We start from the raw sequence: 24642 nt of genomic DNA, 5'->3' as shown, positions 1-24642 counted from the left end.
CTATAAGGCTTTCAACGGTGAAGATGGCAATGGAGAGGGTTTTGGGCGAGGCGAGGCAGGTCGCGATTATCGGCGGCGGACCGGCGGGGCTGATGGCGGCGGAGATGCTCTCGGCTGCAGGCCATGCCGTGACGATGTTCGAGGCGATGCCGACCGTGGCGCGCAAATTGCTGATGGCCGGAAAATCCGGCCTCAACATCACCCATGCCGAAGACTATGACAGTTTCCGCTACCGGTTCGGCGATGCGGAACCGAGGCTGCGCGCCGCTCTCGATGATTTCACGCCGGATATGCTGCGCGACTGGGCGCAGGGGCTGGGGCAGGAAACTTTCGCCGGCACTTCGGGCCGGGTGTTTCCCACCGTCATGAAGGCTTCGCCGTTGCTCCGGGCATGGCTCGCCCGGCTGGAGGCGCAGGGGGTGACCATCAGGACGCGGCATCGCTGGACGGGTTTTTCCGGCGAGCACCTGGTTTTCGCGACACCGGAGGGCGAGATCATCATCAAGGCCGATGCCGTTCTTCTGGCGCTCGGTGGCGCAAGCTGGCCGCGTCTCGGTTCGGACGCCGTATGGGTTCCGGCGCTGGCGGAGAGAGGCGTGGCGCTTTCCCCGTTCCGCCCCGCCAATTGCGGTTTCGACGTTGACTGGAGCGATGTCTTCCGCTCGCGTTTTGCGGGGGAAGCGGTGAAATCCACCATCACCATTTCGCCAGCCGGAGCCTTTCAGGGCGAATTCGTCATCACGAAGCATGGTATTGAGGGCAGCGTGATCTACGCCCATTCCGCCGCGCTGCGCGACCGGCTGGACGAGGCGGGCAAAGCGTCGCTCGCAATCGATCTTGCGCCGGGACGTACGGTGGAACGCCTCAGCGGCGATCTGGCGAAACTCGGACGGAAAGAGAGCTTTGCAAACCGCATGCGCAAGGCGGCCGGCTTATCGGCTGTGAAGGTCGGGCTTCTGCGGGAAATATTTCCCGATATCGCGGCCATGCCGGATGAATTCGCCGCCGCGAGAATAAAACATGCGGAGATTCCGCTTTTGCGGACGAGGCCGATTGCCGAGGCAATTTCGTCCGCCGGTGGTATCGCGTGGAACGGCCTTGATGAAAACTACATGCTGGAAAAGCTCCCCGGCATATTTGCTGCCGGGGAAATGCTGGATTGGGAAGCGCCCACCGGCGGTTATCTCCTGACCGCCTGTTTCGCCAGCGGCAAGGCGGCCGCAAAGGGCATGGCCGCGTGGCTCGAAGGCTCAGCCTGACAAACGTTCAGCCATGCCTGCTTCCTCACCATGTGCGGTTCGGACGAGGCAGCGCATGATGGCATCGGTGGTGATTGCACCAAGCGCCTTGCCGTTTTCTCCGACGACCGTGGCGCTGCTGACATTTTCCCGGACCAGCGCGCGCAGGCCTTCTTCAACCGTCATATCCGCATCGAGCTGAAGGCGGGACTGGCCGGCAAATTCCGGCTGCACCACGGCACCAAGGCGAATGACGCGGCCGCGATTGACCTCTTCCACGAAGGCCTCGATATAACTATCCGCCGGCGACATGACGATTTCGGCGGCCGTTCCCTGCTGGATGATTTCGCCATCGCGCAGAATGGCGATCTTGTCACCCAGCCGCAGCGCTTCGTCGAGATCGTGGGTGATGAAGACCACGGTCTTCTTCAGCTCCTTTTGAAGTTCCAGCAGCACCGTCTGCATGTCGACGCGGATGAGCGGATCGAGGGCCGAATAGGCCTCGTCCATGAGCAGGATTTCGGCATTGTTGGTGAGCGCCCGGGCGAGACCCACACGTTGCTGCATGCCGCCGGAGAGCTGGTTGGGGTAATGGTTGGAGAAGCCCTCCAGGCCGACCCGCCTGATCCAGACCTCTGCCCTTTCTTCGCGCTCGCGCTTGTCGACGCCCTGCACCTCAAGGCCGTAGACGACATTCTGCAGCACGTTGCGGTGGGGCAGGAGACCGAATTTCTGGAACACCATCGCCGTCTTGTGGCGGCGGAATTCCAGAAGATCCGCTTCGTTGAGGCTGCACACGTCTGTGCCGCCATAGAGGATTTCACCGGCGGTCGGGTCGATCAGCCGGTTGACATGGCGGATCAGCGTGGATTTGCCGGAGCCGGAAAGGCCCATGATAACGGTGATCTGCCCGCCCGGCATGGTGATGTTGATGTCACGCAGGCCGAGCACATGACCGTGCTTGGCGTTGAGTTCCGATTTGGACATGCCGGCTTTGACGGCTTCGACATGATCCCCCGCTTTGGAGCCGAAAATCTTGTAAAGACTGCGAATTTCGATCGATTGACTAGCCATGCGCCACTTCCCGGTGTTTTTGCAGGCGAAGGCCATAGGCCTGGCTGATGCGGTCGAAAATGATGGCGATGCCGACGATGGCAAGCCCGTTGAAGACGCCGAGGGTGAAATATTGGTTGGCGATGGCTTTCAGCACTGGCTGACCAAGACCCTGGACGCCGATCATGGAGGCGATGACGACCATGGCGAGCGCCATCATGATGGTCTGGTTTATGCCAGCCATGATGGTGGGCAGCGCGAGCGGCAGCTGAACTTTAAAAAGTTTCTGGCGTTTGGAGGAGCCGAAGGCATCGGCCGCCTCCAGAACGTCACGGTCGACCATGCGGATGCCGAGATTGGTGAGCCGGATCATCGGCGGAATGGCATAGATGACGACGGCGATGACACCTGGCACACGGCCGATGCCGAGCAGCATGACGACCGGAATAAGATAGACGAAACTCGGCATCGTCTGCATCACATCGAGAACGGGGTTTATTACGTTCTGAAGGCGGTTTGAGCGCGCCATGGCAATGCCGATAGGCAGGCCGACGATGATGGACAGCACGGCGCAGACGAAGATCATCGAAACGGTCTTCATCGTGTCTTCCCACATGCCGAACCAGCCGATGGCGAAGAGAATGCCGCAACAGAGCGAAACAATGGTGGCGCTGCGGCTGCCGAACCAGGCAAGAGCGCCGACAATAAGAATAACGACCGGCCAGGGGGCGCCGATCAAAAGCCTTTCCGCCCAGATGAGGAAGCTCTGGAGTGGGGTGAACAACCCCTCGATTGCGCCGCCATAGGTTCGGGTAAAGGCCCGGAACCCCTCGTCGATGACTTTTTTCAGCGCGCGCAGAGCATCGTCATTCATGGTCGGAAATTTGAAAAGCCATTCCATATCCTGTTCTCCATGACGAACCGGAGGCGGGGATCGATGTCCTCCGCACTCCGGGAGTAAAATCGCCAGAGCGCCGCGCGGCCAACTGGACGCATGGGCGGAACGCTCTGTTGAACCGGCGCATCGTTATCAGCCAAAGCCGGGTAGCCGATGCGGTTCGGCGTCGCCGCGGGAGACGCCGGTTGCCGGGCAGATATGTCAGGACGCGCTTTTTAAAGGGCGGCCTTGACCTTTTCCGCGACCTCGGGCGAGACCCAGCCCTTCCACAGGGCTTCGTTTTCCTTCAGGAACTGCTTGGCGCCGTCTTCACCGGTCGCCTGGTTATCCGTCATCCAGGCGATCAGCTTGTTGACGGTGGCGTTGGTCCAGGCGCGCTTGTTGAGATAATCCATTGCCGGACCGGCACGATCGGCAAAGGATTTGCTGACCAGCGTCTGTACGTCATCGATCGGCCAGGCGTTCGGCTTCGGATCGGCGCAATCGGCAACGGATGTGCAGCGTTTCCATTCGGCCGCGTCGTACTCAGTGCCGAATCCAAGTTTCACCATTTCGTATTTGCCGAGCAGGGAGGTGGGCGCCCAGTAATAGCCGACCCAGGGCTGCTTGGCTTCATAGGCCTTGGCGATGGAGCCGTCGAGACCTGCGGCAGAGCCGGTGTCCACGAGGGTGAAGCCGGCCTTCTCGCCGCCAAACGCCTTGAACAGCTGCGCGGTGACGACTGTGCCGCCCCAGCCCTGCGGGCCGTTGAACACAGCACCCTTGGACTTGTCTTCAGGCGATGGGAAGAGCTCGGGATGCTTGAAAAGATCAGGAATCGTTTTGAGATCGGGGTTGGCGTCAGCGACGTATTTCGGAATCCACCAGCCCTGAACAGCGCCATCGGAAAGGATTTTTGCGGCCGCGACCACTTTGCCGCCTTCCAGACCCTGCTTGACGATTTCCGGCTGCAGGCTGACCCAGGCCTCAGGTGCGATATCCGGCTGGCCTTTTTCGGCCATGGAGGTCAGTGTCGGCACCGTATCGCCGGTAACGATTTCGGCGGAGCAGCCATAGCCTTTTTCGAGAATGAATTTGTCCAGGTTGGCGGCAACTTCAGCGGATTGCCAGTTCATGCTGGCGATTGTTACGTTTCCACAGTCGGCGGCATAGGCTGCGCTGCCTGAAAAGGCGAAGCCGGCGGAAAGAATTGTGGCACCCAAAAGTATTTTCATTGTTGTTCCCTCTGGTCGCGGTGTGGCGATGACCCGGGCGCTGACGGCACCGCGACCGCCAGCACCCTTATTGAGGCTTAATAAATCTTTTGTCGCCATCCCGTTTGCGGCAATTTCTGGCGTATTGAGGATGCCATTCGCCGGACGAAGGCGCGATCGCAGGGCCATATTAGCGAAAATTTCGGAATTAAGATATTGAAACATATAGTTGTTTAGCGGCGCATCAACGATATTTCGCAAGCGAGGGAACTTTTTCATTTTTTTGAAAAGTCCGGGAACAATCAGGAGAAGTTTCTGTTCTCTTGGACTTTTATCCCGTTCTGTATTACGGGAGATTTCTTCTCGATTTTTGTGGTGATTTTGAATGACCAATCTTCGTGCTGCCCCGGTATGGCCCATCGGCGGCGGTGAAACGGGTGAGCTTGTGCGCCGCTTCGACTGGTCGAAGACATCGCTTGGTTCGATTTGCGACTGGCCGCAAAATCTGAGGCAAAAAGCCAATTCCGTCGTCAATTCACCTATTCCGCAGGTGCTGATGTGGGGCCGCGATCATGTGATGATCTACAATGACGGTTATGCGGAGATCGCCGGTAATTACCATCCGCAGGCGCTGGGCGGCACGGTGCCCGGCATCTGGCCGGAAATCTGGGACTGGAACAGCCGCATTCTCGAAGCCGGTTTTCGCGGTGAAGTGTTGGCCTATCGCGACCAGCCAATGACGCTTATGCGACATGGCATACCGGAAGAGGTGATCTTCGACCTGTTTTACACGCCGATCTATAATGAAGGTGGCACGGTTGATGGCGTATTGTGCACCGTGCTCGAAAATACCGACAAGGTGAAAGCCGTTGAGGCTATGGAGCAGAGCCGCAAGGAATTGAGCCGGCTCACCAACGCCCTGCCCATTCTGGTCGGATATGTCGATCGCGATTACATCTATAAATTTGCCAATGACGGTTATCTCGAATGGTTCGGCCGAAGTGGTGAAGACGTCATCGGCCGCAGCGTTCCCGAGATTGTCGGCGAGGCATTTTTCGATGCGCGAAAGGCCTATCTCGACCGGGCGCTTGCCGGTGAGAAGATCGTTTCGGATACCGTCATCAGCAGACCGGATGGCACCAAGCGCGCCGCTGAAATCCGGTATGTTCCGCGCTACATTGCCGACGGCTCCGTCGACGGCATCTATGTCCTGATCATCGATATCGAAGAGCGGAAGCGCTCGGAGCAGGAAATCCTCATCAGCAACAACCGTTTTCGCGCGGCGGTGGAGGCCGTGCACGGTGTGCTGTGGACCAACAGTGCCGAAGGCAGGATGCTGGGTGAGCAGCCGGCATGGGCGGCGTTGACGGGCCAAACGCCCGAAGAATATCAGGGCTTTGGCTGGGCGGACGCCGTTCATCCGGAAGACAGGCAGGGTTCAGTCGATAGCTGGAACAAGGCGGTCGCGGAAAAATCGACCTATATCTGGGAACATCGCGTGCGCAGACATGACGGTGTCTATCGTACTTTCGCGATCCGCGGCGTGCCGATTTTCGACAAGTCAGGTGCTATTGCCGAATGGGTCGGCGTTCACACCGATATCACCGAGCAGCGGCGTGCCGAAGACACCCTCAAGGAACATGCGAGCAACCTTGAGCGTGAAATTCGCCATCGCATCCGGGCGGAAGAGCAGCTCCGGCAACTGAATGAGGGGCTGGAAGCCCGGGTCGAAGCTGAAATGGCGGAGCGCCGTCAGACCGAAAAGGCCCTTCAGCAGGCGCAGAAAATGGAATCGATCGGTCAGCTGACCGGTGGCGTGGCGCATGATTTCAACAATCTACTGCAGGTGATCGCCGGCAATCTGCAATTGCTGTCGAAAGATGTGATCGGCAATGAACGTGCGGAGCGCCGGCTGGAGAATGCGCTCGCGGGCGTCCAACGTGGCGCGAAGCTCGCGAGCCAGCTTCTGGCCTTCGGCCGCCGCCAGGCGCTGGAGCCGCGGGTCATCAATATCGCCCGTTTCGTAACCGGCATGGATGACCTGCTTCGCCGCTCGCTTGGTGAGGCGATCGAGGTGGAGGTCATCACGTCAGGTGGCCTCTGGAACACCTATGCCGACCCCAACCAGGTGGAAAACGCGCTTCTCAATCTCGCGATCAACGCGCGCGATGCCATGGAAGGGCACGGAAAGCTCACCATCGAGGTAGCCAATGCTGTTCTCGACCGCGATTACGCCCGCAAACATTCCGAGGTCACGGCCGGGCAATATGTGATGCTCGCGGTCACCGATACGGGTTCGGGCATGTCGCCGGAGATACTCGAAAAGGTCTTCGAACCGTTCTTCTCGACCAAGCCCGAGGGCAAGGGCACGGGCCTTGGCCTTTCCATGGTCTATGGTTTCGCCAAACAGTCCAGCGGGCATGTGAACATCTATAGCGAGGTGGGGCAGGGCACCACGGTGAAAATGTATCTGCCGCGTTCCGCAGCCGATGAGGACAGGGAGGTCGTGGTGCATAACGGCCCTGTCGAAGGTGGGACGGAGACGATCCTCGTGGTTGAGGACGATGAAGAAGTGCGCGGTACTGTCGTGGAAACTCTGAGCGATCTCGGTTACAGGGTGCTGACCGCACGCGACGCACAGGCGGGTTTGACGGTGGTGGAAAGCGGCATTCCGATCGATGTCATCTTCACCGACGTGGTGATGCCAGGCCCCTTGAAAAGCCGGGAAATGGCGCGTCGCGCACAGGAGCGGTTGCCCAATCTCGCCGTTCTTTTCACCTCGGGTTACACCGAAAACTCCATCGTGCATGGCGGCAAGCTGGATGCAGGTGTGGAACTGCTATCCAAACCCTATACGCGTGAAGCGCTGGCGCGGCGCATCCGCCACGTCATAGCCAACCGCAAGCAGATTTCGCTGTCGAGGGCGCGGCCTGGTTCTTCAAAAATCCCCGAACCCGCCATGGCGGTCGACAACCGGGAGCGGTCAATCCAGGTTCTTCTGGTCGAGGATGACGAGCTGATCCGGATGAATTCCATGGAGATGCTTTCGGAGAGCGGCTTTGCCGTTGTTGAGGCTGGCAACGCGGCGCAGGCGCTGAAGGTTATCGAATCGGAGCAGATCGACGTTCTCGTTACAGATATCGGCCTGCCGGACATGAAGGGCGGTGAACTGGCGGTGGAGGCCCTGCGCCGCAGGCCGGGTCTTGCCATCGTCTTTGCGACGGGCGACAGCCATCTGCCGGAGGGGGCGCCGGAAAGCGCAGTCCTGCTCACCAAGCCCTACGATGAACAGCAGATCATTGCCGCCGTTGAAAAGGCCCATACGGCCAGGCCGGTGGCGGCCGAATAGGCCGCCTTGATGCTGGTTCAGTAACCGCGGTCCATGTCGACGGTTTCCGGCAGCTTGCCTGTTTCCCGCCATGTGCGGACGTTGCCGGCCACGATCCGCGCCGAACTCTCCCGGCTTGTCGGCGCGGAAATATGCGGCAGGACGGTAACTTTGGGGTGCTGCCAAAATGGCGAAGCCGCAGGGAGTGGCTCGTGTTCGAAGACATCGAGTACGGCATGCGAGAGCTTGCCGGAATCGAGCGCCGCGATCAACGCATCGGCGACGATGACGGCGCCGCGGGCGAAATTGATGACTGCCGCGCCCTGTTTCATTGCGGCGAGACGGCGGGCATCGAGAAGACCGCGCGTCGCATCGGTAAGCGGCACAAGGCAGATGAGAATGTCGCTTTTTTCCAGCAATGCCTGCAGCCCTGCATCGCCGGTCAACGTTTCCACGCCTTCGATTGTTTTGGCCGAACGGCTCCATCCTGCGACGTTGAAGCCGGCATGGATAAGGCGCTCCGCCGCGGCCGCGCCGAGTGCTCCGAGCCCCAGGAGACCGACGGTCATCTCGCCGGGGTGGCGGTAATCCAGTTCCTGCCAGAGCGCCTTTCGCTGATTTTCGCGATAGGCGGGCATGTCACGCTGCAGATAATAGGTCCATGCCAGCACCGCTTCGGCCATGACGCGGGAAAGTTCCGGGTCCTTCAGCCGAACGATGGGGGGAGCCTTGCTGCCCAGTTCCAGCACCAGCCGCTCCACGCCCGCCCATAGGCTGTGGATCCATGAGAGGCCCGGAAGAGCGGCGATATCGGCCGGATCGGGATTGGCGACAATGGCAAATTCCACTGCCCGCCGCTGCTCGTCCGTCAATTCGGAAAAGGAGAGGATCTCCTCCTCCGGCATTGCGGCGCGCAACGCCTGTTTCCAAACGGCCTCCGTCTCTGCATTCATCCGTGAAACAAAGGCGATTGGTGAAGACATGGTATTGGTCCTGCTTGCGATTTTTGCGTGACGCCATCAATGCGCAATTTCGGCGGGTAATGCCATGGGTGGAATGGGGGAATTTGTGATTCTTCCGTCATGCCGGACTAGATCCGGTATCCAGCCGCCGCGCGTCCGCGCGGCGCCAAGACTTCTTTCAGCCCAAGGACTTGGGCTGGCTGGACCCCGGCTCGGGGGCCGGAGTGACGGAGTGTGGATGCAACCGGCCTGTTAAATCTCTGCCACTACGCATCTTCTTTCACCGGCGGCTTTGCATCGCCGTAATAGGCCGAGAACGACTCGTGGTAATGCTCCGAACCGCCAGGTCCGGCATAACGCTGCAGTTCCGTCATGTCGGTCTTGTTGAGCACGATGCCGAGCGTCTTGTTGGCGATCTGCGGTTCGTTGGCCATCAGGTTCTGCACCATCTGGATCGGTGTCTTGCCCCATTCGGTGACGAAGACGAAGCCGTCCACCTGCGGCGCAAAGGCCTTGGCGTCGATGACGGGCACAACGGGTGCAAGGTCAACGATGATGTAGTCGCAGGCCTCGCGGGCCGAGTCGATAAACTTGCGCATGCCGGAAGAGGAGAGCAATTCGCTTGAATGGGCGAACTGGTTGCTGGTCGAAACCGGCAGAATGCCCATCTTGGTGCGCGTGTCCACTTTCACCGCCTGCGTCCATGGCACCTCGTCAAGCACGACCTCCACCAGACCGGCGGATTGGCGCGTGGTCAGCATGCGGCTGAGACCCGGATTGCGGATGTCGGCATCCACCACAAGCGTGCGCTTGCCGGTGGAGGCGATCAGGCCCGCGAGGTTGAGCGCAACGACCGATTTGCCCTCATTCGGCAGGCAGGAAATGACGCCGATGACCCGGCACTGGCGCTCCTGAATGACGACATCCGCCGTCAGTTTCACGTTGCGCAGCGTTTCCGCAAAACTGGAGCGCGGACTGTCAACGGCAAGGCGCAGCATTTTCTGGAACGAAACCTGGCCGCTGTCCTCAAGCGTGGCGTTCTCGCCGCCGGGGGTTGCGGCGCTGTTTCCGGTCTTGGCGTTTTCCACACCCCTTTCGCCGATGAAGGGAAGGTAGCCGAGAAAGCGCATGCGCAGGTTATCACGCACATCGTTGCCGGTGTGGAAGAAGCGGTCGCGGAATTCGAGAAGTGCCGCAATGCCCCCACCCAGCATCAGGCCCAGTACGACCGAAAGTGCCATTGTCATGGTCTTTTTCGGGCTGGAAGGCGATGTGGGAAGACCGGCCTCGGAGATAATGCGGGCTTTGGCGATCGGCAGCGACTGCTTCTGCGAAGCCTCTTCGAAGCGTCCGAGATAGGACTGGTAGAGGGTGCGCAGGGCCGTCGCCCGCTGCTCGAGCTCGCGCAGCTGCACCATGGTGATATTGGCTTCCGAATTACGGCCAGCCACCTTGTCGATACTGTCGCGCAACGACTGTACGCGCGAATTTGCGACGTCGTATTCGTTCTTGAAGCTGCCGGTCAGCTGCTGCAGTTCCTGGAAAATCTGCTGCGCCACTTCTTTCTTCTCGGCGTCCAGCGCGGCTGCCTGCGGATGGTCTGCTCCGAACTGCTGCACAATGCCCCGCTGCCGGTCGGAAATGGTGATGTAGCGCTTGCGCAGATCCTGAATAACGGAATTGTCGGTATCACGGGCCGAGACGACGGCGTTGTCGACGGCCGTTTCCGGGCCGCGGTCGATGATGGATTTATACTGATTGTAACGGGCGGAGGCCGTCGCGGCATCCGCCTGTGCCGCAATCAGCTGGCCATTGAGATCGGCAAGCTGGCCTTCCGACATCAGTTCGCCGCGCGAGGACACGATATTGTTGTCGGACCTGAATTTCTGCACCGCAAGCTCTGCCGCCTGGGCGCGCTGGTTAAGGTCGGTCAGGCGTTCCTGCAACCAGACAGAGGCCCGCTCGCTGGCGTCAAAATTGGCGTTCAGCTGCTCGGTGAGATAGGCCTGCGCGTAGGTCTTGGCGATGTGTGCGGCCAGCTGGCGGTCAGTCGAACGGGTGGAGATTGCGATGACGGAACTGCGACCGACCCGCTCCACAGTCAGCGACTGCTGCAGCACGGCAGCGGCCTTTTCGCGGCGTCCGGCGCGGATTGCGGCTTCGGAGACCGGCGGATCGCCCGGCAGGACGAGATCGAGGATACCGCGCACGGAGGATTTGACGAGCTCGACCGGCGACATCGGCGGATTGACGATGGTGTCGTTCTCGTCAAGCTTGGCCTTGTCCACCACGGTCAGCGCCATTTCCTTGGATTTGAGGATTTCCACGGCGCTGGCAATGCGGTTGTCGACGATCTGGGCAGCGGGCACAGGCGATTCCTCTTCCGCATAACGGGAGAGGCTTTCATCGAGCAGCACCTGCGTCATCGCCGTATAAACGGGGGTCGCAAGCACCAGGTAAAGTCCGGCCAAAACTACGGCGGCAATGACGGAGGCGGCAATGACGTTGGCACGGCGCACCACGGCGGCCCACAGGCGGTCGAGGTCGATGAACGTGTCGGAATCCTTGCCGGATTCCGGAAAACCGATATTGGATTTAAAGGTCTTGTGGTGCATGGACCTACCTTGTGAATTAAAAATGGTACGCGGGAAGCCGAGCAACTCTCGCCTTCCCGCCTCCCGTTATTGGTGCGCCGGCCGCCTCCCCCGGCGGCGCGATGAAAGTCAGGCCGCCTGCACGCGGCTTTCGTGGTTTGCCACCAGTTCCTTCACCGAAGCGAGAACCTGCGCTTCCATGTCGGCGCGCAGCAGCGAGAAGGCGACGTTGGCGGCGATGAAGCCCTGCTTGCTGCCACAGTCAAAGGTGCGGCCGCTATATTTCTGCGCATGGAAGGCCTGCTTTTCGGCGAGCCGCTTCATGCCGTCGGTCAGCTGGATTTCGTTGCCCGCGCCGCGCTCCTGCTTGGCGAGAATATCGAAGATTTCCGGCTGCAGAATATAACGGCCATTCAGGTAATAATTCGAAGGCGCCCTGGATGGTTCCGGCTTTTCGACCATTTCGGTCACGGCGAAGCCGTGATTGACCTTCTGGCCGACGCCGACGACGCCATAGGACGAAACTTCTTCCGGCAGGCATTCCTCGACACCGAGAATATTGCCGCCGACTTCATCGTAAAGCTCCATCAGTCCGGCAATGCAGCCGCGCGCGCCATAGGAGACCATGTCAGGCAGCAGCAGCGCAAAAGGCTCCTTGCCGACCAGTTCACGCGCACACCAGACGGCATGGCCGAGGCCAAGCGGCACCTGCTGGCGGGTATAGCTGACGGTGCCGGCAACCGGCAGCATCTTTTCCAGCTGCAGCACCTGCACGGTCTTGCCGGAGCGGGTCAGCGTGTTGATGAGTTCAGGTGCGCTGTCGAAATAGTCTTCGATGGCGGTCTTGTTGCGGCTCGTGACGAAAATAATGTGCTCAATGCCGGCCTGCATGGCTTCATCCACGGCATATTGAACGACCGGCCGGTCAACGATCGTCAGCATTTCCTTTGGCATCGCCTTGGTGGCGGGCAAAAACCGCGTGCCGTTGCCGGCTACCGGAATGACGGCTTTTCTGACAGTTCTCTTCAGGTCCATCGCGTTCTCCTTCATCAAGGTTTGATCTGTCCCCAGTCCCCGCGCAGACATGGTCCGCGCGCAAATTTTATGAAATCTGCCTTTTCACCCCTGTATTCGTCGCGGGCGCAAACACGGCGTCCCGCAGCCTCCTCAGCCGCACTGCAATCGGCATTCTCAGGTGCCCCAGCACGGCGGGATCTCGGATTGTGGTCTTCAAGGCGCCGATTACCGAGCGGCGCTTGATGTTTTCCACCAAAGTCAAAAAATTATGCGCCAGCCGCAGGCTGCGGGCTCTCGCCTGCTGCGCGTCCATGGCGGCCGGCAGCAAGGTGTAGTGGCTCAGGAATTCTTCGTCCGCCCGCATCATCGCTTCGACGTGATGAAGTTCGAGGACGCGGGAAATCGAACCTTCGCGGATATTGTAGATGTAACCCGGCTTCGGTTCGATGACGCAGAGGCCGCCAGCGGCAAGCGCCGAGGCGAGAAGAATATAGTCTTCGCCGATGCGGATATCCTCACGGAAGCGCAGTGCTTCGTTATTAAGGAAATCGCGCCGGAACATCGGTTTCATGTAGCCGAAGTTAAAGGTGGAGCGGAACAGGATGTTGGAGGAAATGAAGTCCTCCAGCGTGAGAACAGGCCGTTCCTCCAGAAACTCTTCGGGAAACATCGTCTCCATCGGCCGGCCATCGGTGTAGACGACATCGAGATTATCGACAGCGATGTCAGCGTTGGCGGCTTCTGCCCGGCACATCATGCAGGCGGAGCGCTCCGGGCGGATGACATCGTCGGAGTCGAGCACGGCGATCCAGCGCCCTGTCGCGGCCTCGATGCCGGCATTGCGGGCGCCGCCCGGACCGCGGTTTTCTTCGAGCGCAAGCAGCCGCACGCGCGTATCGATTGCGGCGATCGCTTCAACGAAGGAAATGGTATCGTCAGCAGACTGGTCGTCGACGACGATCACTTCCAGCGTCACCCCCTGCTGATCGAGCGCGCTTTGAACGGCGGCCTCAATCGTATCGGCGGCATTAAAGGCGGCGATGACGAAGCTGATGTCTGGCGGAGAGGTGAGGTTTTCCATCAGGTCGCCTCCACGGCACCATATTGGCGGATTTCGCGCACACCGAAGGCGCCGCTCATTGAACCCATATGCAGCGCGCCTCGCAACGCATAACGGTTGCGGCGTACGGCATTGAAACCGCTCAAGGCGGCAAAAAGAGCGCAATAAAGTACTTTCGAACCAGCTTTCACCACCTGGACGACGCGGCGCGCACCGGGTTTCTTTTCAGCCAGCACCCGTCCATGGGTCTGGCCGGAACGGAACCGGCGCTTGGCAAGCCATAGAAAGCTTGCCCGATTTTCCGGAACCGGCTCCGACAAGACAGCGTCTTCCGCAAAGACGATACGGCCGCCGGCGGCGTGGAGATGCGAGAAGAAATGTGTGTCTTCGCCGCCGCTCTGGCCAAGCGCCAGCGCGAAGCGCCGGCCCTTTATCGATGGCGCTTCCATCCTGAGCAGCGTGTTGCAGGTATAACCGGTGATGATCTCGCCATTGACCCAGACGGGAACGGTCGAGTGGAAATCTCCGCGTTTCATCCAGCCCGGCGCGTTGTCCCGGTAAACCGCAGTGACGGGGCCGAGAACGGTTTCTGCACCGGTCTCGTCGGCCTTTTCCAGAAGCGCGGCCAGCCAGTGTGGCGGCGCCGTTTCGTCATCATCGATAAAGGCGAGATAATCCGCCTTGCATTCCGACAGGCAGGCATTGCGGGCAATCGAAATATTAGATTTCGGGCAATGCACATAGGTGATCTCGAAGGGGGCGGTTTCGCGCAGGCGATCGACGCTTGCCTTTGCGCTGGGCTCCTCGTCATTATCGGCGACAATCAGCCTAACTTTCACGCCTTCAGGCACATCCAGCTCGAAGAGTGACAGAAGTGTGGCGACAAGCGCCGGGCGTCTGTAGGTGCAGATGCCGATATCGACGGTCTTGAGATATTGCGTGCCGGTGACGGTGTTGTCGGTCATGAGACAGCCTTTCTTCCCCGGAATTTCAGGAGTTCCAGCCAGAAGCCGGTGGACCAGGCCAGATGCATCACCATTGCCGAAAAAGCGGCGAGCGGGCCGTATGGATTTTTCTGACCTATTGCCATCCACAAGCCATAACCCACACATGCGGCAATCCAGAGGCCGAGCGGAATAAGGGCTGCCCAATGCACCAGCGACAGCAGCGCGAAGATGAAGACCGGCAGCACGGCGAGCGGAATCATCTGGCGGATTTTCGGGATTGAGCGATGTTTCAACAGGTTCTTCGCCCGGCCGCGGCCATAGGCGAGATATTGCTTGAAGAGCGGCATGACGCTGGCGCGCGGATAATAGGTCATGCGGGTCTTGTCGGTCATCCAGATGCGGAACCCGGATTTGCGCAGCCGGAAATCCAGCTCCGCATCCTCGTTGTGGCTGAAGCTCTCATCATAACCGCCGACCGCATCGAAAGCGGCGATCCGCATCAGCGCGTGGTGGCCGTGGTCGATCCAGTGGCCTTTTGCGCCTTCGCGGTGCTTGGAACCGCCATTGCCGAGCTTGGAATTCTGGGCAATGGCAGTCGCCTTCTGGAACAGGCCGTGGCCGACCGTATCCATCGCAACGACAACGGAGTCCGCACCCGTCCGTTCCGCATCCTCGATCAGCCGCTGGCAATAATCATCGGGATAATCGCCATGGGCGTCGATGCGGATGAGATAATCGAAATCCTCGCCGAAGGTGGCGACGGCAAGGTTGATGCCGGCGCTCTGGATACGCTTCGGATTGGCGAGAAGCGTGACGCGTTCGTCCTTTGCCGCAAAGGCGGCAACGATATCGCGCGTTCCATCCGTGCTGCCGCCATCGGCGACGACGATGCGGAACAGGCGCCCCTGCATTGCGCCGGTGAATTTGACAAGCAACCCCTCGATCGTCTTCGCCTCATTGAGGCAGGGTATGACGATCAGCGTTCTGATGCCGGAATGACCTGGACCTTCCATGATTTGCCCCCTACGCACTACACGGGTGAAAACTGCGCTTCACGGGCGTGGCCGGAAGCGGATTTGGCGAGTGAGGACAATTGCTGCACCAGCAGACGGCAATCGTCGCGGTCGGTCAGCCATTGTTTCCTGTCTGTTGCCGACAGGGTGTGGAAGGCATCCGCATAGGTTTGCGGGGTCATCCGGTTGAAGAGGGCGGCAAGATCGTCAGCGCCCGCCTGTTGCAGGACGAAGCCGATATTGCGTTTTTCAATGAAGCGAGCCGTTTCCGTGCCAGCAAGTGCAATCGGCAGAGTGCCGTAAAGGCAGCCCTCGTAAAGCCGGTTGGGCAGCAGCCAGCTGGAATTCTGGCCTTCCTCGAAAAAGTCGATCGCCCAGGTAAGTTGCACCTCGTTATAGATCGCGGCTAGATCCTCGGGGTTCCTGTATGGCCCATGGAAATGCACATGCGGCGCTGCGGCCACGAAGCCATCGAAATCAGCAAACTCCGAATAGGCCGGCCGGCCACGCAGGATGATTTCGACCCTGCCTTCCATGCGGCGAGCGAACTCAGCGAGAATTTCAAGCGATTTGCGGCAGCGAAGCGCGCCGAACCAGCCGATTTTCCATGGCTCGCCGGGCGCGGGCGCCCGTGGTCTTGGCGTGGCGGCAATGGTGTCGTCGAGCGCCAGCACCTTGTTTTCCTGCAACAGGACAGGAAGGTCGAGGCCCGACACGGGCTTGAAATAATGCTCCACGAATGCCGGGGAACTTGTCACCAGAAGCTTTGCGTCGCGTGCGAAATAACGCTGCGCGGCATTCAGCATCTGTCCGGGCTTGCCTTTGTTGAGCAGCAGACGGTGAATATCGAGACATTCGTAAACCAGCGCCGGGCGGCCGGTATAGATCGACATGGCGCGCTTTGCCAGAGCCAGCATTTCGAGGTTCCTGGCGAGAACGACGTCGGGTGCCGGAATTCCGTTCAAGACTTTGCCGAGCGAAAGGCTGGATTTCGCCACCGCCGCCATGCGCTGCAGAAATTGCCCGTCGGCGGTTTCCCCGAGCACGACGGGTACGACGCCTTCGATCTCCGCCAGCCGGTTCTGTCCGCGCCGGAAACCGGCCAGCGTGACCCGCGCCCCGCCCGCAAGCAGCGTCAGCACCCGCCGACGAATGGCGGGGTCTGACAGATCATGCGCGAGGTAGAGAATATGGATCATGCAGGGTTCCGGTCGGTTCGCGGGTCAAAGACGCCGCAGCACAGGATTTGGTTCAAAAAAATCGATCAATTCAGAGCGCAGGCAATGCTTTCCGGGAACTGGCATTTGTCACCGAGCGCCGTGAAGGCGAAGCGGTCAACGACCATTTGCGACGGCCCGGCATAAGCAAACTTGCCCATCCAGTCCTTCAGCGTGTCGGTTCCCCACAGGCTGAAGAAGATTTTCTGAGCGTTCTGCGGAATTTTCGTCGCGTCCGTCACCTCATGAACGAGCTTGCCGTTGACGTAATAACGCAGGCGCTGCGGTTCCCAGACGAAGGCATAGTCGTTGAAGCCGGCATCGGCCCCGCCTTCCACCGGCACCAGCTTCTCATTGCCGCCCTTGGCGGACACATATTGGTTGAGCTGCACCTGACCGGTATTTTTGCCAAGAACCTCAAAGTCGATTTCGTCGTGCGGTTTTTTGTCGGTCGGGCCGATATAGGTGAAGAAGGCGGAGTTCAGGCCAGGGCCGGTGGCGGCCTTCATGCGCGCTTCAAAGGTGCCGTAACGATAACGGCCCTTGGTCTGGATTTCACCGCAGGCGAAGTTGCGGTCGCCCGCCTTGGCTTCCTCGAAGCCCAGCGTCAGCTGGCCGTTCTCCACCGTTGCCAGCTTCTTCGACCAGGTGCAGTTCTGGTGTGCGCCATTGTTCCAGCCGTCAGAAACGTACCAGAAGCTTCTGTCCATCTGGTCGAAACTCTCCATGAAGGACGCGCCATTGCCCTCTTGGGCTTTGACGGGGGCCGTGAATGCCGTTGCAGTGAGGGCGGCGGCAAGAAGAATGCGTGTCTGAACGCGGGTGACAAATGTTGTCATTGGTTCACCTCTGTCGTTGCGAATAAAGTGTTTCGGATGTGGGTGGGCCTATCGTGGAAGCCCGTTTGGCCGCGAATTCGGCCTTTGCCTTGCCTTTGCCGCTGCGGCTTCCGGTCAGTACGGCATAGACGGCCGGCAGGTATTTGCGGGTCTGGGCATTGCTGATCACCAAAATGACGAAGGCGCAAAGCGTCGCGCTGATGTAGAAAGCGGGATAGAAATCCGGCCCACCCTTGTTCCAGACCATCCACATGATGACCAGCAGCGGGTAATGGGCGCAGAATATCCAGAAGCTGAGACTGCCGGTCTCGGCAAGCCTCTGACCAAGCCGGCTGCGGATCAAGATCGATGAAGACACCCAGAAGCCGAGCGCGCCGAAGACCGCGAGCAGATTGCGCGACATATTCAGCCAGAATGTGAATTCAGGGCCAGTAAAATAGAGACCTGTGGCGAGAATGGCCGACGCGGCAAATGTCAACAACATGATCGGCAGGGCATAAGGATCAAGTGCCTTGACGTCGACCCGGTGCAGCGCAAGCGCGATGCCGAGCGAAAAGCTGAAGAGGATGGATTTTTTCTGGACAATGAAGATCTTCAGGTCCGGCATGGCCGTGACGATCAGCAGGATTACGAGCGTCGGCAGCGCAAAGCGGCGCATCAGAAATGCGAGCACCGGCGACAGCAGAATGCAGACAAAAAGGTCGCGCAGGAAATAAAGTGGCACATTCACCGGCAGCTCTTCCAGCGCCGTACCATGGCTGAGTATTTCGCGCGGGCTGGCGTTCCATAGGTCGGGAAAATATCCGACGCCAACCTCGAACAGCTGGATCAGCAGCACGGCGGCAAACAGTGCGCCATTCCACAAGAGGAATGGCAGCAGCACGGTTTTCGTCTTGGAGCGGATCGTCGCCGGATAATCGAAAGCGCTCATGCCGCGGCGAAACAGCAGATAACCGGAAATGGCGCTGAGACAGGGCACGCCGATGCGAAACAGCGCGTCGCCCAGGAAAACCCGCAGCCAGTCGAAAAAGCCGTAAAGGCCAAGAAAGGGGCTGGTTTCGGCATTGTGCGGCACATGCACGAACACGATTCCTGAAATCAGCAATATGCGCATCAAGTTGATACGGGAGGATAGGTTCTGATCGACAGTCACATCAGTCACCCCTATTGGGCGGCGTCTCCCCACGCCGCGTTGCAACCAGAGCGAACTTAAGCCCGCACTGGGAAGTCTGGTTTCGACTTTGGGATAAAATGTGGCGACGCGGGAAAAACACAAGATTAGATTTTGCGGGTGAATGTCTGGCGTCAGCGCAGTTTCTATCGCGTGAAAAAATTAAACGATTGAAATAAATGAATTTTATCTAAACTCACGCTTCATTAAAAATCTCTGAAGCGTGCGAATTTGTCATTTGCCGTGATGTTGCGCTGCAAAAAGAGCGCCGAACCCACCTTGCCACGGCGAGAAAAATCACCGTGGCAAGGCCCCTTAACGGCAGAAATGAGGCGCATTTTTCTGTGATATTTCTAACCTTGGGTTGCGGTATTCGGCATACGCCGTGATTTGACCATGCCCAGGATTTTTCCCAGCAGGGCACGTTCAGTCAGCAGGATCAGTATTGCATAGATGGCGCCGCCCACGGCAGCACCGATAAGAACCTGAAGGGTGGCATTGGGAACGCGATCGGCGAGAAGGTGAAGCAGATAGCGCACCGCAACGGCCATCACGAAAGCGGCTATCATCGGTCGACTGCTGACATAAAGGCCCCGGAAGAAAGGCGTGTCGCTGGCCTTGAACACGGCCCAGGAGTAAGCGACCAGTGTGACCGCGTTGACGATGCAAAGCCAGACCATGGCGTCGATCAGCGTGCCATAAAGTGCGGCGAGCCACACTGCCACGGTGGTGACGATGGCGCGGATCGTCGCCGACCAGAACAATACGCGACCGTAACCAGCACCCTTCAGATACGGGATGAAGGTGCTGCACGGTGTGAGAATGGCCTTGGACAGGGCGAGGAGCCCGAGGACAGGCCAGGCATAGGCCCAGTTCTGGCCGAAGATGACAAGCATGGCCGGCTCGGCCACGGCCCAGAGACCGAACATCATGGGCGCGAGCAGTACGGTCAGCACCTGCGTGCTGAACATCAACGCATCACGACGGCGCTGCGGGTCGTCCATCATGCGGCTGAAGGCGGGAAACAGAACCCCCATGACGGCGGATAAAACCACCTGGTTGGGAATGCTGGCGAAACGGTTGGAGGCGGAATAGGCGCCGGCATCCGCCAGACCCAGGTGACGGGCAATGACCACCATCGGCGATTGGAAGGTGACAAAATTGGCGATTTCGGAGCCCATCAGCCCCGAACTAAAGCCGAGAAGCGGCACCAGCCGGCGTGGCTTCATGACAAAACGCGGGCAATAGCGGGAAACCGCATAAAGCCCGACGAGACGGATGAGAGCTGCGGCAAAAAGCTGGATGATAAGTGCCCAGACGCCGAACCCCATGAAGGCGAGCGCGACCGCGACAATCGCTGCGATGCTCTCCGAGGCCATGCTCCAGAGCGCATCCTTGCTGAAGTTCATCCGTCGCGCCAGCAGCGAATAGGCGACATCGCCGGCAAGCTGCAATGGAATGAGGAAGGCCATGATGCGCAGCAGGTATGCGCTTTCCACCGCCCCCAGCAGTCCGCCGAAAAATTCCGCCCAGATGTAGAGGACGGCTGCCATGGAGCAGGAGATCGCCAGATTAGCCCAGAAGACGGTATGGATCGTTTCCATATCCTCTTCCTTCTCAACGATGAGAGCGGAGGTGAGCCCCGCGCCGGCAATCATGGTCAGGAACTGTACAACCGTTAGTCCTACCGCTACCACCCCGAATTCCTCCGGGGAAAGCAGCCTTGCAAGAATAGGGACCGTGACAAATTTAAGCCCGAATGTCCCTGTTTTTGATAAAACGCTCCAGCCGACATTCGTGGTGATGGTCTTTACATTTGGCGCTGGGGGCATACAAGCATCCTGTTTCTGGAGGCCGGCGGGAGGAAGCCGGTTGGGAGTTGCCGATACCATCGGGGCCGCTTTTAGGATCGGGCCCGACACTTCTTGATCAACGCAAGGGGCGAAACAATGGCAAGATTTACTGTCGTCATTCCCTACTATCAAAAGCAGCACGGTGTCCTGGGACGTGCACTCGCATCGGTTTTTGCGCAGACCTACCAAGACTTCGATCTTGTCATCGTCGATGACGAATCGCCATACCCGATCGATCAGGAACTTGCGGAACTTTCGCAGGAACAGAAAGACCGGATTCTTGTCATTAAGCAGGCCAATGCCGGCCCGGGCGGCGCCCGCAACACCGGTCTGGACAATGTGCCTGACGGCACCGACTACGTTGCCTTTCTTGATTCCGACGATATCTGGACGCCCGATCATCTGCGGAATGCGGCCTTTGCGCTCACGACCTATGGCGGCGAGTGCTACTGGGCGTCCATGCAGGCAAGTGACGAATTTTATTATCATTTCGCCATTTCCGAGCTGGAAAAGAATGAGGGTGCGGCACGGCTTTCGGAGAAGCCGCTGGTGATCGAACTGCCGGATCTCGCAAGCGTCATGCTGCGGAACTGGAGCTTCCTGCATCTCTCCTGCATGGTGATCGGTCGTCCTCTTTTCGAGAAGATCCGTTTCGATCCGGCGCTCAGACTGGCGGCGGAAGACGTGCTGTTTTTCTGCGATTCCATCCTTGCATCGAAGCGGACACTGCTCTGTGACGACGCCGGCGCGATGCGCGGCATGGGCGTCAATATCTTCCACAGCATCGACAATACCTCGCCGGAATTCCTGCGCCAGCAGTTCAATACCTGGGTGGCGCTCGATACGCTGGAGGGACGTTTTTCTCGCCGGCCGGCCGATGTGGCGTCCATCGCTTCCTATAAAAACACCGCGCGCAAACAGGCTCTCTGGAGCCAGGCTGGCAACCTGAAACGGCGCAAGGCTCCCGAATTCGGTTTGCTCCTAAAATGGGCAATGCGCGATCCGGCACTGCTGCGCGCCGCTTTCGAACTCGGCGCCGGAAAAATCGTCCGCTCCAGATGAGCGAATTTTCGCCCGCAACAATTTATATGTTTTTCACCCAGGAGTGACCTCATGAAACCTTACCACTGGGAATCTCATCACGGAAATTTCGGTGACGATCTCAACCTGTGGCTGTGGGACTTTCTGCTTCCGGGCCTGCGCGATGTGCATGACGATGTCATGCTCGTGGGCGTCGGAACAGTGCTCAACGACGTTCTTCTGCCCGCCAAGCAGCGCAAGCTGGTGATCGGCAGCGGCTATGGTTATGGCGCGGTGCCGGATACCAGCACCGAGTTCTGGGATATCCGCTGTGTGCGCGGCGAAAAAACCGCCGCCAAGTTGGGGCTCGCTCCCGAAAAAGGCATTGTCGATCCCGCCGTGATGGTCACCGAGATGCCTGATTTCAAAGGGCTGCCGAAGCTCCACAAGAAGACTTTCGTCCCCCATTGGGAATCGGCGGAATTCGGCATGTGGGAAACCGTCTGTGAACCGGCAGGACTCACCTATCTCGACCCGCGCGGCGAGGCAAAAGCGGTCATCCGCGCCATTGCCCAATCGGAATTCATCGTGGCTGAATCCATGCATGGTGCAATCCTTGCCGATGCCTTCCGCGTGCCGTGGGTCGCAGTCAGCACTTCACCATCGATCAACAGCTTCAAATGGAGCGATTGGGCGGGCAGCGTCGGAGTCGAATATCAGCCGCGCTATGTACCGGTTTCGACCCGCGCGGAAGCGGCGAAAAAGGGCTCACGCTTCTGGGGTATGAGCTTCCCCCCACCGCCCGCCCCCGTTGTCACCGCCGATTCCGTCTCTGCGCTTGAGGGCCGGGCGCATGAGGGCGATGTAATGGTGCGTCCGCAGGAAACGCAATCCCGCTCGTTGCGGAAGCTCGCCAAGCAGGTGCTGGCCGCACCTTCCACACTGGCGCTCTGGCAGGCAAGCCGAGCGGAACCGCGTCTTAGCCCGGATGGCAGACTGGAAGAACGCAAGGAGCGTTTCGCCGCCGTTCTGGAAACGGTAAAGCGGGATTATCTCTAGAGGTGAGGAGCGGATGCCGCAGGGAATTTTCTGCGGCTTTTGCTTGAGGACACCGTTGCCGCATCGCCAGCTTGGGCCTGTCCCGAGCATCTGCGACTGAACGCTTAGAGGATACGTGAGCAAATCCCCGGGGCAAGCCCGGGAAGGACGGAAGAGATTTGTCGTGAGTTGTCTTTTCCCTTAGGAAACCGGCGTGCCGTCCAGCAGATAACGCACGTCCCGCACCGGCGCCGCTTTGCGGAAGCGGGCGGTCTTGTCGCTCCAGATACCGCGTGTAATGGCGGGCAGGGCGGGCAGACGCGCAAGGGCGTGGCTCAGCGCTCCGCCCACACCCTTCTGTTTTTTTGTATCGAGAAAATGGCGAAGCTCGAATTTGGCGCGGATGTGTTTCTCATGCTCGCGCAGGATCGCCGTTTCCTCTGCCGAGAGCCGGCAACCGGCGAGAATCGACCTGTCTGCTTCGTAGAGAAGACGGAGATCTTCGGTTCGGTGGCGGCCACTCAGCGAGTTGCCGCGAACGATCGCACCGTAACCGCAATGACGGATGACCTTGTAGCGCGCGCCGGCCGCCAGCGCGCGCACGTAAAGTTCGTAATCCTCGCCAAGTCGCAGAGCCTCGTCATAACGCAGCGCATGTTTGTCGAGAAAGGCGCGGCGTATCACCGGTTTCAGGAAGCCGGTTTCCCCGCGCTCCACACCCGGCCTGGAAATATTCCCTTCCACGAATTCCGTCAGCGACAAAAACCGCGCCTGGGGCTCGAAGCGGGCCGGCTGCATGGAGGACGCGCCTGGAACGGATTGCTGGATGAAGGCGATATTATCGGCCACGAGGTCCCAGTCGTCATCGGCCAGCATGGCGGCGAAACGGCCGCGGAAGAAAAAATCGTCCGCATCGAGAATGCTGATGAGGGGAGCGGAGGATATCGAGATGGCATGATTGCGCGCAGCCGATGGCCCGCGGTTGACGTCGAATCGCACCACCCGCAGACGGCCCGTGCCGTCATCCGCCGCATGCGCCACGTCGCTCGTTGTATCGGTGGAACCATCGTCGATCACCACGACTTCACCGACCTCTGGCTCCGCAAGGGCGGAACGAATGGCGATATCGATGGTATCAGATGCATTCTTTGCAGCGATGATGACGCAAATGGGCTGTGAACCGCTCACCATGGGGTGTCCTTCTGCTTTGACGAACCTTCAGGATTTGGCCAGCAGAAAGTGTCAGCGATATGGATGCAAGCGATTTTTTGAGATGCAATAAAAGCGGATGCGAAAAAACTTACATATCCGTCAGCTTTGCCCCATGCGGCGGTGCGCTTTTCGCGGTGTCTGCCGCAATTGTTTCAGCGCTGAGGTCCCGGGAAAAGGTCTCCCGCATCCGGCGTTTTTCACGGGCGACCAGAACCAAAATCGCCACGAAGTAACCGACTTGCAGAATGACTGCGCAAATGAGGGTCTGAATGAACGCCGTATAGAAGGAGCCGTGGATGAAATATGTCGCAACCGCAAAAGCAAGCAAAGCACCGATCATGCTGAAAAAAACACGAGGTGCATACATGTTGCTCTCCTCCCGAGAACGATTTCTCCATTTTTGACTGCGCTGCGGCATTTTTCTTCTTTGCAGGAAATATACGATGAGACCGGTGCTGTTTCAACACACATATACTTCTTCTACCTCCCGCGGCATGAAATTTCGGTAATCTTGATTGGTAAATTCCTCAGTAACTGCCGATTCGCATCGATGACGTCGGCCAGACAACAGTGATGCCTGCTTCTGATAAGTCTAAAACCGCCTCCGGTGCAGGCCTTGCGGAGTGTCTGGCTCGCTCTGCAGACTTCGTTAACCATCTCGCCTTTAAAAAGTCGGTATTGATTCCTCGAAGAGCAGGGTGCCCGCGTGACGACGAGTTCAGAAGTAATCGCCTTTCCGGCAAAGAACCGCATTGCCGACGTAAAACGATGTGCAACCATGCTCGACCGGCTGCATGGTGTGGAGGCGAATGATTTCTGGCGCAGGGAGTGCCGTGAACTGGCCGCCCGTCTGACGGCGCTTGGCTATGAGGACGCCGCCATGCGGCGCGAGGTCATGGAATTTCAAAACGCCGTGCAGGCTGAATTGTGGGCGGTGGATGCCGCGCCCGAGGCACGCCGCGACAGCCATTGATGGTTCTTTTTCTTCA

20 protein-coding genes are annotated in these 24642 nt (G+C 59.1%); 5 read left to right on the top strand and 15 right to left on the bottom strand.

What is annotated here, in order from left to right; translation table 11 throughout:
- Window positions 1-29 precede the first annotated feature (29 nt).
- Window positions 30-1259, top strand: a complete 1230-nt coding sequence (locus AGR2A_RS18795) for a TIGR03862 family flavoprotein (RefSeq protein ID WP_037090591.1) — start codon at window positions 30-32, stop codon at window positions 1257-1259.
- Here the strand turns inward: AGR2A_RS18795 and AGR2A_RS18790 are convergent.
- The 3 genes from AGR2A_RS18790 to AGR2A_RS18780 form a co-directional block, all read right to left on the bottom strand.
- Window positions 1251-2312: a quaternary amine ABC transporter ATP-binding protein gene (locus AGR2A_RS18790; protein ID WP_004437660.1), complete on the bottom strand. Its 1062-nt coding sequence runs from the start codon at window positions 2310-2312 to the stop codon at window positions 1251-1253. The two genes, AGR2A_RS18795 and AGR2A_RS18790, sit on opposite strands and share 9 nt — an antisense overlap.
- On the bottom strand, window positions 2305-3192 hold the full coding sequence (locus AGR2A_RS18785; RefSeq protein ID WP_006698119.1) for an ABC transporter permease: 888 nt from the start codon (window positions 3190-3192) through the stop codon (window positions 2305-2307). Before AGR2A_RS18785 ends, AGR2A_RS18790 begins: the two co-directional genes overlap by 8 nt.
- A gap of 212 nt (window positions 3193-3404) precedes the next feature.
- Complete coding sequence (locus AGR2A_RS18780) at window positions 3405-4403, bottom strand: ABC transporter substrate-binding protein (protein WP_022563423.1); 999 nt, start codon at window positions 4401-4403, stop codon at window positions 3405-3407.
- 364 nt (window positions 4404-4767) lie between these two features.
- Between AGR2A_RS18780 and AGR2A_RS18775 the strand changes: the two genes are divergently transcribed.
- Entirely contained in the window at window positions 4768-7731 is a 2964-nt protein-coding gene (locus AGR2A_RS18775) for a PAS domain-containing protein (RefSeq protein ID WP_072495017.1), read from the top strand.
- Window positions 7732-7748: 17 nt separating this feature from the next.
- Here AGR2A_RS18775 and AGR2A_RS18770 read toward each other — a convergent pair whose 3' ends face one another.
- The 10 genes from AGR2A_RS18770 to AGR2A_RS18725 form a co-directional block, all read right to left on the bottom strand.
- Window positions 7749-8693: a 2-hydroxyacid dehydrogenase gene (locus AGR2A_RS18770; protein ID WP_037090597.1), complete on the bottom strand. Its 945-nt coding sequence runs from the start codon at window positions 8691-8693 to the stop codon at window positions 7749-7751.
- 245 nt (window positions 8694-8938) lie between these two features.
- Window positions 8939-11287 (bottom strand): polysaccharide biosynthesis tyrosine autokinase, encoded by a 2349-nt coding sequence (locus AGR2A_RS18765; protein WP_004437674.1) that lies wholly within the window; start codon window positions 11285-11287, stop codon window positions 8939-8941.
- Between the two features lie 108 nt (window positions 11288-11395).
- The gene (locus AGR2A_RS18760) at window positions 11396-12301 is read right to left on the bottom strand and encodes a UTP--glucose-1-phosphate uridylyltransferase (RefSeq protein WP_004437677.1); all 906 of its coding nucleotides are present in this window, start codon (window positions 12299-12301) and stop codon (window positions 11396-11398) included.
- Window positions 12302-12368: 67 nt separating this feature from the next.
- Window positions 12369-13364, bottom strand: coding sequence for a glycosyltransferase family 2 protein (locus AGR2A_RS18755; RefSeq protein ID WP_072495018.1), 996 nt, complete (start codon window positions 13362-13364; stop codon window positions 12369-12371).
- On the bottom strand, window positions 13364-14308 hold the full coding sequence (locus tag AGR2A_RS18750) for a glycosyltransferase (RefSeq protein ID WP_037090602.1): 945 nt from the start codon (window positions 14306-14308) through the stop codon (window positions 13364-13366). Before AGR2A_RS18750 ends, AGR2A_RS18755 begins: the two co-directional genes overlap by 1 nt.
- Complete coding sequence (locus tag AGR2A_RS18745) at window positions 14305-15303, bottom strand: glycosyltransferase family 2 protein (RefSeq protein ID WP_004437687.1); 999 nt, start codon at window positions 15301-15303, stop codon at window positions 14305-14307. Before AGR2A_RS18745 ends, AGR2A_RS18750 begins: the two co-directional genes overlap by 4 nt.
- Before the next feature lie 17 nt (window positions 15304-15320).
- Window positions 15321-16502, bottom strand: coding sequence for a hypothetical protein (locus tag AGR2A_RS18740; protein ID WP_037090603.1), 1182 nt, complete (start codon window positions 16500-16502; stop codon window positions 15321-15323).
- A 65-nt stretch (window positions 16503-16567) separates the two neighbouring features.
- Window positions 16568-17359, bottom strand: a complete 792-nt coding sequence (locus AGR2A_RS18735) for a glycoside hydrolase family 16 protein (RefSeq protein ID WP_037090604.1) — start codon at window positions 17357-17359, stop codon at window positions 16568-16570.
- A 4-nt stretch (window positions 17360-17363) separates the two neighbouring features.
- A complete protein-coding gene (locus tag AGR2A_RS18730; protein ID WP_022563429.1) occupies window positions 17364-18512 on the bottom strand; it encodes an acyltransferase family protein in 1149 nt (382 codons plus the stop codon).
- Between the two features lie 371 nt (window positions 18513-18883).
- Window positions 18884-20362 (bottom strand): lipopolysaccharide biosynthesis protein, encoded by a 1479-nt coding sequence (locus AGR2A_RS18725; protein WP_072495019.1) that lies wholly within the window; start codon window positions 20360-20362, stop codon window positions 18884-18886.
- Window positions 20363-20479: 117 nt separating this feature from the next.
- On the opposite strand from AGR2A_RS18725, the gene AGR2A_RS18720 reads away from it, so the two are divergent.
- Window positions 20480-21445, top strand: a complete 966-nt coding sequence (locus tag AGR2A_RS18720) for a glycosyltransferase family A protein (protein WP_004437703.1) — start codon at window positions 20480-20482, stop codon at window positions 21443-21445.
- A gap of 51 nt (window positions 21446-21496) precedes the next feature.
- Window positions 21497-22462 (top strand): polysaccharide pyruvyl transferase family protein, encoded by a 966-nt coding sequence (locus AGR2A_RS18715; RefSeq protein WP_004437706.1) that lies wholly within the window; start codon window positions 21497-21499, stop codon window positions 22460-22462.
- A 180-nt stretch (window positions 22463-22642) separates the two neighbouring features.
- On the opposite strand, the gene AGR2A_RS18710 is transcribed toward AGR2A_RS18715, so the two are convergent.
- Window positions 22643-23632, bottom strand: coding sequence for a glycosyltransferase family 2 protein (locus AGR2A_RS18710; RefSeq protein WP_037090606.1), 990 nt, complete (start codon window positions 23630-23632; stop codon window positions 22643-22645).
- 109 nt (window positions 23633-23741) lie between these two features.
- Entirely contained in the window at window positions 23742-24020 is a 279-nt protein-coding gene (locus AGR2A_RS18705; RefSeq protein WP_004437712.1) for an exopolysaccharide production repressor protein, read from the bottom strand.
- 339 nt (window positions 24021-24359) lie between these two features.
- Here AGR2A_RS18705 and AGR2A_RS18700 point away from each other — a divergent pair, with 339 nt between their 5' ends.
- Window positions 24360-24626 carry a DUF6074 family protein gene (locus tag AGR2A_RS18700; protein WP_004437715.1) on the top strand — a complete coding sequence of 89 codons (267 nt, stop codon included), beginning with the start codon at window positions 24360-24362 and terminating at the stop codon, window positions 24624-24626.
- Window positions 24627-24642 lie beyond the last annotated feature (16 nt).

The organism is Agrobacterium genomosp. 2 str. CFBP 5494 (assembly GCF_900013495.1).
In the GTDB taxonomy this organism is placed as follows: Bacteria; Pseudomonadota; Alphaproteobacteria; order Rhizobiales; family Rhizobiaceae; genus Agrobacterium; species Agrobacterium pusense.
Note: the sequence above shows the minus strand (reverse complement) of the source record. Positions and strands in the feature narration are given on the sequence as shown.

Coding starts and splice junctions, on each gene's coding strand:
- AGR2A_RS18715 (WP_004437706.1), top strand. CDS start 21,497: ATGAAACCTTACCACTGGGAATCTCATCACGGAAATTTCGGTGACGAT.
- AGR2A_RS18785 (WP_006698119.1), bottom strand. CDS start 3,192: ATGGAATGGCTTTTCAAATTTCCGACCATGAATGACGATGCTCTGCGC.
- AGR2A_RS18775 (WP_072495017.1), top strand. CDS start 4,768: ATGACCAATCTTCGTGCTGCCCCGGTATGGCCCATCGGCGGCGGTGAA.
- AGR2A_RS18755 (WP_072495018.1), bottom strand. CDS start 13,364: ATGGAAAACCTCACCTCTCCGCCAGACATCAGCTTCGTCATCGCCGCC.
- AGR2A_RS18720 (WP_004437703.1), top strand. CDS start 20,480: ATGGCAAGATTTACTGTCGTCATTCCCTACTATCAAAAGCAGCACGGT.
- AGR2A_RS18745 (WP_004437687.1), bottom strand. CDS start 15,303: ATGGAAGGTCCAGGTCATTCCGGCATCAGAACGCTGATCGTCATACCC.
- AGR2A_RS18780 (WP_022563423.1), bottom strand. CDS start 4,403: ATGAAAATACTTTTGGGTGCCACAATTCTTTCCGCCGGCTTCGCCTTT.
- AGR2A_RS18705 (WP_004437712.1), bottom strand. CDS start 24,020: ATGTATGCACCTCGTGTTTTTTTCAGCATGATCGGTGCTTTGCTTGCT.
- AGR2A_RS18790 (WP_004437660.1), bottom strand. CDS start 2,312: ATGGCTAGTCAATCGATCGAAATTCGCAGTCTTTACAAGATTTTCGGC.
- AGR2A_RS18795 (WP_037090591.1), top strand. CDS start 30: ATGGAGAGGGTTTTGGGCGAGGCGAGGCAGGTCGCGATTATCGGCGGC.
- AGR2A_RS18740 (WP_037090603.1), bottom strand. CDS start 16,502: ATGATCCATATTCTCTACCTCGCGCATGATCTGTCAGACCCCGCCATT.
- AGR2A_RS18760 (WP_004437677.1), bottom strand. CDS start 12,301: ATGGACCTGAAGAGAACTGTCAGAAAAGCCGTCATTCCGGTAGCCGGC.
- AGR2A_RS18770 (WP_037090597.1), bottom strand. CDS start 8,693: ATGTCTTCACCAATCGCCTTTGTTTCACGGATGAATGCAGAGACGGAG.
- AGR2A_RS18735 (WP_037090604.1), bottom strand. CDS start 17,359: ATGACAACATTTGTCACCCGCGTTCAGACACGCATTCTTCTTGCCGCC.
- AGR2A_RS18750 (WP_037090602.1), bottom strand. CDS start 14,308: ATGACCGACAACACCGTCACCGGCACGCAATATCTCAAGACCGTCGAT.
- AGR2A_RS18710 (WP_037090606.1), bottom strand. CDS start 23,632: ATGGTGAGCGGTTCACAGCCCATTTGCGTCATCATCGCTGCAAAGAAT.
- AGR2A_RS18725 (WP_072495019.1), bottom strand. CDS start 20,362: ATGCCCCCAGCGCCAAATGTAAAGACCATCACCACGAATGTCGGCTGG.
- AGR2A_RS18765 (WP_004437674.1), bottom strand. CDS start 11,287: ATGCACCACAAGACCTTTAAATCCAATATCGGTTTTCCGGAATCCGGC.